At 60.6% G+C, this 11,355-nt stretch carries 10 protein-coding genes; 7 read left to right on the top strand and 3 right to left on the bottom strand.

The genetic code is table 11. The annotated features are described in order from the left end of the window. Positions 1-63: 63 nt before the first annotated feature. Complete coding sequence (locus tag FBZ99_RS24740; protein ID WP_145635528.1) at positions 64-651, top strand: transglycosylase SLT domain-containing protein; 588 nt, start codon at positions 64-66, stop codon at positions 649-651. A gap of 31 nt (positions 652-682) precedes the next feature. Here FBZ99_RS24740 and FBZ99_RS24735 read toward each other — a convergent pair whose 3' ends face one another. From FBZ99_RS24735 to FBZ99_RS24725, 3 genes are all read right to left on the bottom strand, one after another. After that, positions 683-1,945: a Gfo/Idh/MocA family protein gene (locus tag FBZ99_RS24735; RefSeq protein ID WP_145635498.1), complete on the bottom strand. Its 1,263-nt coding sequence runs from the start codon at positions 1,943-1,945 to the stop codon at positions 683-685. Positions 1,946-2,172: 227 nt separating this feature from the next. Further along, the gene (locus tag FBZ99_RS24730) at positions 2,173-3,594 is read right to left on the bottom strand and encodes a mandelate racemase (RefSeq protein ID WP_145635495.1); all 1,422 of its coding nucleotides are present in this window, start codon (positions 3,592-3,594) and stop codon (positions 2,173-2,175) included. A 423-nt stretch (positions 3,595-4,017) separates the two neighbouring features. Beyond that, complete coding sequence (locus tag FBZ99_RS24725; RefSeq protein WP_113352696.1) at positions 4,018-4,713, bottom strand: TetR/AcrR family transcriptional regulator; 696 nt, start codon at positions 4,711-4,713, stop codon at positions 4,018-4,020. A gap of 180 nt (positions 4,714-4,893) precedes the next feature. On the opposite strand from FBZ99_RS24725, the gene FBZ99_RS24720 reads away from it, so the two are divergent. From FBZ99_RS24720 to FBZ99_RS24695, 6 genes are all read left to right on the top strand, one after another. Next, positions 4,894-6,177 (top strand): ABC transporter substrate-binding protein, encoded by a 1,284-nt coding sequence (locus FBZ99_RS24720; RefSeq protein WP_113331514.1) that lies wholly within the window; start codon positions 4,894-4,896, stop codon positions 6,175-6,177. A 37-nt stretch (positions 6,178-6,214) separates the two neighbouring features. Then, the gene (locus tag FBZ99_RS24715) at positions 6,215-7,150 is read left to right on the top strand and encodes a carbohydrate ABC transporter permease (RefSeq protein WP_371864875.1); all 936 of its coding nucleotides are present in this window, start codon (positions 6,215-6,217) and stop codon (positions 7,148-7,150) included. Between the two features lie 28 nt (positions 7,151-7,178). After that, complete coding sequence (locus tag FBZ99_RS24710) at positions 7,179-8,027, top strand: carbohydrate ABC transporter permease (RefSeq protein WP_173002562.1); 849 nt, start codon at positions 7,179-7,181, stop codon at positions 8,025-8,027. Between the two features lie 73 nt (positions 8,028-8,100). Beyond that, complete coding sequence (locus FBZ99_RS24705) at positions 8,101-9,126, top strand: Gfo/Idh/MocA family protein (RefSeq protein ID WP_145635492.1); 1,026 nt, start codon at positions 8,101-8,103, stop codon at positions 9,124-9,126. A gap of 7 nt (positions 9,127-9,133) precedes the next feature. Further along, on the top strand, positions 9,134-10,204 hold the full coding sequence (locus tag FBZ99_RS24700; RefSeq protein WP_145635490.1) for a Gfo/Idh/MocA family protein: 1,071 nt from the start codon (positions 9,134-9,136) through the stop codon (positions 10,202-10,204). A gap of 44 nt (positions 10,205-10,248) precedes the next feature. Beyond that, the gene (locus tag FBZ99_RS24695; protein ID WP_113352895.1) at positions 10,249-11,328 is read left to right on the top strand and encodes an ABC transporter ATP-binding protein; all 1,080 of its coding nucleotides are present in this window, start codon (positions 10,249-10,251) and stop codon (positions 11,326-11,328) included. Positions 11,329-11,355 lie beyond the last annotated feature (27 nt).

Raw genomic sequence — 11,355 nt, 5'->3', positions numbered from 1 at the left:
GTTGTTGCTGCGTACCTCGTGCCTCCGGAAGACGCACGGCGCAGCAATGAAGGGGTTCTAGTAATGCGTACCCGCGTCCTTTCCATTCTGGCCGTAATGCTGCTCAGCGTGCTGGCGGGCTGCGCCACCGCACCCCGCCATACCCGCAATATCTGCGCGATCTTCGATCAGCGCGATGGCTGGTTCAACAATTGGCAGCGCGCCGCCGAACGCACGGAACGCAAGTACGGCGTGCCCGTGCCGATCCTGATGGCGACGATCTATACCGAATCCGGCTTCCGGCCGCGCGCCCGCCCGCCGCGGCGCTATTTGCTCGGCTTCATTCCCTGGAAACGCCCGACGACGGCTTACGGCTATTCGCAGGCGCTCGACGGTACCTGGGACAAATACAAGCGCGAAACCGGCAATTGGACGGCAAGCCGCACCAATTTCGCCGACGCCATCGACTTCGTCGGCTGGTATCACTACCAGACGCACCTGCAGACCGGCATTGCCCTGAACGATTCCTACGATCTCTATCTCGCCTATTATTCCGGCGCCAAAGGTTATCTGCAGGGAGCGTGGCGCGGCAATGGAACCGCTCTTGCCGGCGCCAAGCGCTTCAACGGCATGACGCGGATCTACGCTCAGCAGCTGCCGAGCTGCAGCTGATCTCGAAACGCGAAAGCTCCATACCGCGGCCCTAAGGCCGCGGTTCCAGCAAGTTCAACCCGCCATCTTCGCCCCAGATATCGGCAACCGACACCTGCTGGCCGGTCTGGCTGCTCTGTAGCGCGGCAATGCCACAGAGGACCGACAACGCCCCTGCCCGCGAACCTGCTCGCTGCTTGAGTTCGTCATTCGGGCCGGAGCGCAGCAGCATGTTACGCAGCCGGTCGTCGCCGCCATAGTGCCCGCCGGAGGAGTGCGGCACCCATATGTGCTCGACATCGCCGAAATTCTTCATCACGACGATCTCGTCGGCCGGCGGCGTTGTCCAGTTCTGCTTCTCGTATTGGCGCAGCTCGATGCGGCCCTTGTGTCCGTTGAAGGCGATGTGATGACCTTCGATCGGCATATAGGTATTCAGGGAATAGGAGACGTTGATGCCGTTGCGATAGCGGATGGAGGCAACCATCGTATCGGGGATATCGATATCCTCACGGAAAACGCAGGCATCGCGCACATACCCATCGACGGATGAGGGGTCTTCATAGAGGCTCTCGAGCAGCGGCGTTGCGCTGATGTCGAGATAATAGTCGCACTCGCCCTTGTACCGACAGGTGCGACAGCGCTCGCCGCGGAACGGGCCTTTGCGGCCATAATGCTTGAGATCGGCAAAGGTGGCGACCGTTTCCGGATCGGAATCCAGATACCAATTCAGAAGGTCGAAATGATGCGTCGCCTTATGAACGAAAAGGCTGCCGGAATTTTCGACATAAGCATGCCAGCGGCGGAAGTAATCGGCGCCATGGCTGGTGTCGAGATACCAATGGAAGTCGACCGAGGTGACATCGCCGATGATGCCCGAATTGATCAGCTCCTTGATCTTCGCAGCGGTCGGCGCGAAGCGGTAATTGAAGGAAATATCCAACCGCTTGCCGGTACGTGCCTCGGCATTGAGAATGCGCTTGATTTTGTCGACGGTCGTCGTCATCGGCTTCTCGCTAATGACATCGGCGCCGGCCTCCATAGCCTTGACGATCAGATCGTCATGGGTGGAATCGCGGGTGCAGACGATGACAAGATCCGGCTTTTCCGTCCGCAGCAATTCGTCGAAGTCGGTATAGATGGGCACCGATGCGCCGATATACTCCAGAGCCCGCTTTGCCCGCATGGCATTGAGATCGCAGACCGCCACGAGCTCGACCTCGTTGCTCCAACGCTCGACCAGATCCTTGCCCCACATAGTCGTGCCGCGATGACCCGTGCCGACGAGGGCGTAACGTTTTTTCGATGACTGCATGTCTCTTCCTCCAGAGTCTGCAAATGATGATGGGGCCGCAATGACCTGCGTTTACTTCGGCAAAAGCCCCTCACCGCGACCCTCTCCCACTTGCGGGGAGAGGGGGTTCCCCACCAAACCCGCGGCTTGTCCAGGCCGCGAATTTAAATGCTTTGCTATGTCGCCCCCTTTCCCCGCTTGCGGGGAGAGGGCTAGGGTGAGGGGCCAAGCACGGCAGCATCTGCAGGCTAGTGCGGCGACCTCTCCATCGCCGTCCAATCCGGCGCGACCGATGAACCGAGACCGACAGCACCGATAACGGAACTGATCGCAAGCTGTCCCCCCTCGATCCGCAGCCGCGTGCGGCCATTGCTGATGCGGTAGAGATCGGAATGCACCTCGGCGAAAGCGGCCTGCTCCGCCTCCGGCGCGCCGGCCATGCCGTCGACATAATGATGACCGTTGCGCTCGATATGCGTCATGCCGATGAGCGATGCGAGCGCCAGATCCTGCTGCACGGCAAGGCCTCCTTGCGTCGTCAGATCCTCGGCCGACATGAAATAGGGAATGCCGTCCTCGGCACTCCATTTGGCGACGCGCGCGCGGTTCAATAGCGAGCGATAGAAGCCTTTGCAGGATTTCGAGGAGATGCCGGTATAGCCAAGCCCCCTCGCCGTGACGAAGGCATCGATATCGGCATCGGATTCGTCGATCTCCACCGGCTTGAAGGCAGCAAGCGCCTTCACCGGCTTCTCGAAGGCATGGGCGCGGGCGATCGGCTGCTCAACGAATAGGATCGAAGAGGCAAATCTTGCCAGCCTCGGCTCTTCCTTCACCCGGGAAAGCAGATCGGCAACAGCCTCTGCAGAGGCAAATTGCTCGTTGCCGTCGAGCGTCACCGAATAGTTCGGCACCTTGGCATCGATGACGGCAGCGACGCGGCAAAGGCGGTCGATATCCGCGTCGGGAACGCCCGACACCTTCACTTTGAAGAACGTCAGCCCATAGGCGTCGATCGCCTCTTCGAAACTTTCCGGCAGGCCGTCGTTCAGCCGCTCGCTTGCCGGGATATCAGCGCGCACGATCGCATCCACCAGACCGACAGTGTGGCGCGCGGCAAGGCTTGCCGAAGGCTCCAATGTCGAGAGGAAACCGGAGAGATCGAAGCCCGCGAGATCGCGCGCCGTGGAGGTATCGATGCCGGGGCGGTTCGCCTTGATCGCTTCCGCGACGGTCAGTCCCTCCAGCCGGCAGAGCGCATCGAGAATAGCCCGGTTGGCAAGTGCCAGGCCGAATGATGCGACAAGCCCGTTCAGCTTCTCCGCCGCCGCTTGGGCATGATGTGAGGCCTCGACGGCGGCATGCAGGCCGAAAGCCGTTCCCGCACCAGCACCTCTTAAGGAATTAAGCGCCAGGACCAGCGAACGCCGCAGCTGGTTTTCATTGTCGGCATTGGAAAGCTCGGGCGATTTGTCGAACCATTTCGGTACCATCAGCTCCGCCGCCATGCCCTCGGCCGAGCGCCCTTGCGCATCCTCGATGCGCATCCGCAGAAAAATCTGCCGCGCCTCGCGCAAGGTTGCTGCACCGAAACGGAAGGGAAGCCGCAGCTTGACCGGACGCTCGAATGTCTCGGCCTCGACAAGCCTGATGGTCAATGGTTCGGTCATGATGCTGGTCGGCTCCTGTGATGGTCAGGCAAGTCTATTTGCATAGGGCACCAATATACGTGGCCCCTCACCCCAGCCCTCTCCCCGCCTGCGGGGAGAAGGAGCTTTCAAGCCCATGACCAGCACGAAACCAGTAACAGCCAGCTGGTTTGCTCTGTCGCTCCCTCTCTCCGTTCCAACGGGGAGAGGGCTGTGGTGAGGGGCTATTCAGTTCATTGCAGAAGCGGTTCTTCAAATCGCCGGCCACGCCGCATTGTAACGACAGGCACACGCTATCTCCTCCATGCCCGATTCCCTCCAGAACCAGGAAAGCAAATGCTTAGTCGCCCAAGCAATGTAACCATATGGTTACAAGATCGCGCGTTACCTCCGGCGTTGTCAATCACCTTTTGAAAATTTCTCGAACCGCCGCACTGCCGAACACTACGCGCGGATCGAAGCGAGCGTGACGGCAACGATATGCTCACCCCACTCATTCAGCGCATCCGGTGCCATCAGCTTCCGCGCGAAAATCGTCGACAAGGTGTGCCGGTTCGACAGATAGAAAAAGCCGAGTGCCGCGATCGTGAGATAGACTGATATGGGATCGACTGCCGGCCGGAAAATGCCAAGCGCCTCCCCACGGCGCAGCACGTCTGCAAGTTCGTCGATCAGATGCGAATGCATGGCCGAGACTTTGTCGGAGCGCTGCAGATAATGCGCATGATGCAGGTTTTCGGTGGCAAGCAGGCTCAGAAACTCAGGATGCGCTAGAAAATGCCGCCAGGTGAACAAGGCCAGCTCCCGCATCCCCTCTTCCGGATGACGATGCGCCAGATCCAGCTGCTTTTCTGCGTTGCGGATCGTCGCATATGTCGCCTCCAGCACGGCGAGATAGAGCCCCTCCTTGTCGCCGAAATAATGATAGAGCATCCGCTTGTTCGTTTGCGCCCGCGCTGCAATTGCATCCACCCTGGCGCCACCGAAGCCATGCGCGGCAAATTCCTCCGTCGCCGCGTCCAGGATCGTGGCATGGGTGCGCTGCGGATTGCGAGACGCTTTTCTCGACCGCTTGCCCAAGGTCTTGCCGGCATCCGCTTGCGCTTTATTTTCAGGCTCTTGTCTCGCCCTGACCGCCATGGACGATCTCCTTCCGAACGGTAGCATTAGCGACGGATGCTGCCGGTTCCGGCATGCATCGTTTTGATTGCCGCACGATTGGCGCTTGACAGCGGTCGCGTTTCTATCCAACTTGTAACCAAATAGTTATATCATGCAAAGCAGTTCGTAAATCATCGGTTCACTGGGGAGGAGACCAGGATGACGTTGACGATCGATCGCCGGCAGTTGCTAGCCGGCATGGCAGCCACACTCGCTTTCAGCGGTATCGGACTTTCAAGCGCCCATGCGGCAACCGCGATGCGCCTTCTTTGGTGGGGATCGAAGGAGCGTAGCGACCGGACGTTTGCGGCGGTAAAGGCCTATCAGGCCAAGAACCCGGATATCGCCATCGCGGGCGAATCCTTCGGTTGGGACAGCTATTGGACGCGCTTGGCCACCCAGACCGGCGGCGGCAACGCGCCCGACCTCATCCAGATGGATTATCGTTATATCTTCGAATATGCCCGCCGCGGCGCGCTGCTCGACATGACGCCCTATCTCGGCAAGAGTTTGGCGATCGAGGATTTCGGCCCGGCCAACATCGATTCCGGCAAGGTCGACAACAAGATCTACGGTGTCAGCCTCGGCGTGAACTCCTTCATGGTTGTCGTCAATACGGCCGCCTGGACCGAGGCCGGCGTCGAACCGCCACATGACGCCATGACATGGGAGCAGATCGGCGATGCCTGCGCCAAGGTCACGGCTGCCAAGAAGCGTCGCGGTTTCTACGGCACGGCCGACGCAAGCGGCGGGGAGCCGGCGCTCGAATGCTGGCTGCGCCAGCGCGGCAAGGCGCTGTATACGACGGACGGCAAGCTCGCCTTCGAAGCAAAGGACGCGACCGAATGGTTCGATCTGTGGGGTCACATGCGCAAGATTGGCGCCTGTGTTCCGGCCGACGTGCAGGCGCTCGATCAGCAGACGCTCGAAACCGATATGCTTGTCACCAAAAAAGCAGCGATGAGCTTCGCCCATTCCAACCAGTTCGTTGCCATTCAAGGTCTGAACAAGGAAAAGCTCGATATCGTCTCCTATCCGGCCAACGCCGACAGCAAGCCCGGCCAGTATCTGAAGCCGTCGATGCTGATGTCGGTTTCGGCGACGTCAGCAAACAAGGATGCCGCCGTCGCCTTCGTCAATTATCTGGTCGAAGACCCAGAAGGCACGAAGGCACTCGGAGTCGAGCGCGGCGTTCCGCCTTCAAAAAAGATCCGCGACCTCCTGACGCCGGATCTGGATCCCGTCAGCAAGCAGGTGGTCGACTATATCGGCCGGCTGACGCCGCACGTCGGAGCGCTGCCGCCATCCCCACCGAACGGCGCCGGCGAGAATGCATTCCTGTTGAAGAAGATCGCCGAGGAGGTGGCCTTCGGCAAAACCAGCGCGCAGGACGCTGGAACGAAGTTCACCGAACAGGCAGCAGCAAACATTACGCGAGGCTGATACCGTGGGTACAAACAGCAAGAGCGTTGCCGGCGGCTTGGCCGTCGGCGCGCGCGCGCCGTTGCGCGTGGAGACCTCCTACAAGGCGCCGAGCGCATTCGCGCGCAACGCACCCGGCTATCTCTTTCTTCTGCCGTGGTTCATCGGCTTCTTCGGACTAACCCTCGGACCGGCGATCGCCTCGCTCTATCTATCCTTTACTGACTACAATCTGCTGCAGTCTCCCAATCTCGTCGGCATAGACAACTATGTGCGGATCGCGACGGCGGACGACAAATTCCTATCGTCGATGAAGGTGACGCTGTTTTACGTCGTCTGCTCCGTGCCGCTGAAGCTCGCCTTCGCGCTGCTGGTGGCGCTGCTGCTCAACCGCGGCATCAAGGGCCTGCCGGTCTACCGTGCCATCTTCTATCTGCCGTCACTGCTCGGCTCCAGCGTCGCCATCGCGGTGCTGTGGCGGCAGATCTTCGATGCCGACGGTATCGTCAATACCCTGCTCTGGTACGCCTTCGGCATCAACGGGCCGAGCTGGATCTCCAATCCCGATTACTCGCTCTATACGCTCGTCATTCTCGCCATCTGGCAGTTCGGTTCGCCGATGATCATCTTCCTCGCAGGCCTGCGCCAGATCCCGACCGATCTTTATGAAGCCGCCAGCCTCGACGGCGCCTCCAAGGCACGGATTTTCTTCAAGATCACCCTGCCGCTTCTGACGCCCGTGATCTTCTTCAACGCCGTGGTCCAGACGATCGATGCCTTCAAAGCCTTCACGCCGGCCTATGTGATTTCATCCGGCACCGGCGGGCCGATCGATTCGACGCTGTTCTATACGCTCTATCTCTACCAGGAAGCCTTCGGCTATTTCCGCATGGGCTATGCTGCCGCACTCGCCTGGATCCTGGTGATCATTATCGCGATCTTCACCGCCTTCTCCTTCCTCTCCGCTCGTTATTGGGTCCACTACGATGACTGACGCGAAGCTCACCCATTTTGCCGAGGACATGAAGCCGCCGCGCGAGCGCCCGTGGTTCCTCTCCGTCCTCATCCATGTCGCTCTAATCGCCGCGTCGATCGTGATGCTCTATCCGCTGCTGTGGATGCTGTCCGGCTCGATCAAGGACCAGAACGAGATCTTCGGCACGGCCTCGCTGATCCCCTCGCAATTCGATTTCAGCTCCTATGCCCGCGGCTGGTTCGGCGGCCAGGTCACCTTCGGCAAATTCGTCTGGAATTCGGCCGTCATCGCCGTGCTTTCGGTCATCGGCAACGTCATTTCCTGCTCGTTGGCGGCTTACGCCTTCGCGCGGTTGAACTTCTGGGGCAAGAATTTCTGGTTTGCGCTGATGCTGGGCACGCTGATGCTGCCCTATCACGTCACGCTGATCCCGCAATATATCCTCTTCCTCAAGCTCGGCTGGGTGAAGACCATGCTGCCGCTCGTCGTACCGAAATTCCTGGCCGTCGATGCCTTCTTCATCTTCCTGATGGTGCAGTTCTTCCGCGGCATTCCACGCGAGCTGGACGAGGCCGCCATGATGGACGGCTGCAGCCCATGGCGCATCTACTGGCGGATCATGCTGCCGCTGTCGCTTCCCGTTCTGGCGACAGCCGCCATCTTCTCCTTCATCTGGACCTGGGATGATTTCTTCGGGCCGCTGATCTACCTCTCGGACATCAACACCTACACGGTACAACTCGGCCTGCGCTCCTTCGTCGACTCCACGGGAAGTTCCGACTGGAGCAGCCTGTTTGCCATGTCGAGCCTGTCGCTGATCCCGGTCTTCCTGATCTTCCTCTTCTTCCAGAGGCTGCTGATCGATGGCATCGCAACCGCCGGCCTCAAACGCTAATTATGAACTCCGCAGTCCCGAATACCCAAGATTTGGGTCTGCGAACCAACAAACCCACGAAAGGAAATGTCGCATGAGCGCGCTGCGCTTCGCCGCCATCGGCCTCAACCACGATCATATCTACGGCCAGGTCAACGTCATGCTGCGGGCCGGCGCCGAACTCGTCGCCTTCCATGCAGTGGAAGACGATCTCGCCGCCACCTTCGCCGAGCGCTTTCCGCAGGCGAAACGCGTTGCCGATAAAAGAGAAATTCTCGAGGACAACTCCATCACGCTGATCGTCAGCGCCGCGATTTCCAGTGAGCGCGCCGATCTCGCTATCGAGGCCATGCGCCACGGCAAGGACGTGATGCTCGACAAGCCCGGCATGGTGACGCTGGATCAGCTCGCTGAAGTGCGAAAAGTGCAGGCCGAGACCAAGCGCATCGTCTCCATCCTCTATTCCGAACATTTCGAGACGGCATCGACGGTCAAGGCCGGTGAGTTGGTGAAAGCCGGCGCCATCGGCAAGGTCATCCATACGACCGGCCTGGGCCCCCATCGGCTGCGCAAACCCACCCGGCCGGACTGGTTCTTCGACCGCAAGCGCTATGGCGGCATCATCGCCGACATCGCCTCACATCAGTGCGAGCAGTTTCTGTTCTTTGCAGACTCTCTCGAAGCCGAAGTTCTGTCGGCAACGGTGTCCAACCGTGCCAATCCGGAAACACCAGGCCTGCAAGATTATGGCGATTTCCATGTGAGAACGCCTGACGTCACCGGCTACGTCCGCGTCGACTGGTTCACGCCGGACGGGCTTTCCACCTGGGGAGACGGCCGCCTCTTCATTGTCGGCACGGAAGGCACGATCGAGCTGCGCAAATATATCGACGTCGCCGGGCGGCCCGGCAGCGATCACCTCTTCCTCACCGACCGCAAGGGCATGCAGCATATCGACTGCACCGGAGTGGAGCTGCCCTATGGCCGCCAGCTGGTTGCCGACATAAGAGACCGTACCGAAACGGCGATGGGTCAGGAACATTGCTTCAAGGCCATGGAGCTTGCGCTGAAAGCGCAGGCGCTCGCCGAGGCAACATCGCTCAACGGCGTTCAGAGGTAATTGCGTTATGTCCGACATCAAGAAAGTCGCGATCATCGGCCTCGGCATCGGCCGCTCCCACATCGTCGAAGGCTACCTGCCACATCCGGATCGTTTCGAAGTCGCGGTTCTCTGCGATCTCAACGAGGAACGCCTGAACGCCGTCGGCGACGAATTCGGCATCGCGAGACGCCTCAAGGATTTCTCCGAAGTCCTCAACATGCCCGATATCGACATCATCGACATCTGCACGCCGCCCGGCTCGCATTTCCAGCTCATCATGCAGGCGCTTGCCGCCGGCAAACACGTGGTCTGCGAAAAGCCGCTTGTGGGATCGCTCGCCGATGTCGATGCGGTCATCGCGGCCGAAAAGACCGCCAAGGGCCGGCTGATGCCAATATTCCAGTATCGCTATGGCGACGGCATCCAGAAGGCCAAGCGCATCATCGCTTCGGGTATTGCCGGCAAGCCCTATGTCGCCACGTCGGAGACGCATTGGGTGCGCGGCGCCGATTATTATGCGGTTCCCTGGCGCGGCAAGTGGGATACCGAGCTCGGTGGCGTTCTGATGACGCACTCTATCCATCTGCACGACATGCTGACCTATCTGATGGGGCCGATCGCGGGCCTCTTCGGCCGCGTCGCCACCCGCGTCAACGATATTGAGGTGGAGGACTGCGCCAGCGCCAGCCTGTTGATGGAAAACGGCGCGCTCGCCACCATCAGCGCAACGCTCGGCTCGCAGGAGCAGATCAGCCGCCTGCGCCTCGCCTTCGAAAACGTCCTGATCGAAAGCAATCACGAGCCCTACAGCCCCGGCCAGGACCCCTGGAAGATCGTCCCCTCCAATGACGAGATCGGCGCGAAGATCGATGCGCTGCTCGCCGACTGGTCGCCTATTCCCAACCGTTTCAACACGCAGATGAGGCTGTTCCACGACGCGCTAGTGTCCGGCGGACCGCTGCCGGTGACGACGGCCGATGCCCGTCAGGCGCTGGAGCTGGTCACGGCATTCTATGAATCGTCGGAAACGCGCACCGAAGTCCGCTTCCCCGTCGGACCGGAAGCCAAGAAATACAAGAGCTGGAGGCCATCATGAACGTTGCCCCGCGAGCCGTCAGGACCAACAAGGAGGGAGCACCCATGGCGACAAGCGTATCGCTGCAGAAGGTTATCAAGCGCTATGGCGAGCTTCAGGTGGTTCACGGGATCGACCTGGAGATCGAGCCGGGGGAGTTCACCGTTTTCGTCGGCCCCTCCGGCTGCGGCAAGTCCACGCTCCTGCGCATGATCGCCGGCCTCGAGCCGATTTCCGGCGGCGGGCTCTATCTCGACGGCAGCCGCATGAACGATGTCCCCGCCTCCAAGCGCGGCATCGCCATGGTCTTCCAGTCCTATGCGCTCTATCCGCATATGACCGTTTACAAGAATCTCGCCTTCGGCCTGGAAACGGCCGGCATGAAGAAGCAGGACATCCAGCCGCGCGTCGAAAAGGCGGCCGAGATCCTGCAGATCAAGCAGCTGCTGCAGCGCAAGCCGAAACAGCTTTCCGGCGGCCAGCGCCAGCGCGTCGCCATCGGCCGCGCCATCGTGCGCGAGCCCAACATCTTCCTCTTCGACGAGCCGCTTTCGAACCTCGATGCCGAACTGCGCGTGCAGATGCGTGTCGAGATCGCCCGCCTGCACCAGCGCCTCGGCAACACCATGATCTACGTCACCCACGACCAGACCGAGGCCATGACCATGGCCGACAAGATCGTGGTGCTGAACGGCGGCAAGATCGAACAGGTCGGCGCGCCGCTCGACCTCTACAACAAGCCGAAGAACAAGTTCGTTGCCGGCTTCATCGGCTCACCGAAGATGAACTTCCTCGATGCCAAGATCGTCGCCTCCGACGACGGCTCCGCCGTCATCGATCTCGCCGGCCAGACGGTGCGCCTGCCGCGCCGGCTAGGCAGCCTCCAGCCTGGACAGCCGGTAACCCTCGGCGCCCGCCCGGAGCACCTGAACGTCGGCGATCGCGGCCTGGCGCTCGGCAATGCCCGCGTCGATCTCGTCGAACATCTCGGCGGCCAGACGATCCTCTACGTCACGCTACATGGCGGCCAGGCGCTGACGGTCGCGCTGGAAGATCAGCAAGCCATCCGCGCCGGCGAGACGGTTAGCATTCATATCGATCCCGAGCGCTGCCACCTGTTCGGGCCAGATGGGGCGACGCTGTAGGAGAGCTCACGCAGGGTTATCTCGCCC

It is taken from the genome of Rhizobium sp. ERR 1071, assembly GCF_007828675.1.
GTDB classification, from domain to species: Bacteria; Pseudomonadota; Alphaproteobacteria; order Rhizobiales; family Rhizobiaceae; genus Rhizobium; species Rhizobium dioscoreae.
The sequence above is the reverse complement of the archived record's forward strand: the minus strand, read 5'-3'. Positions and strand labels throughout refer to the sequence as shown.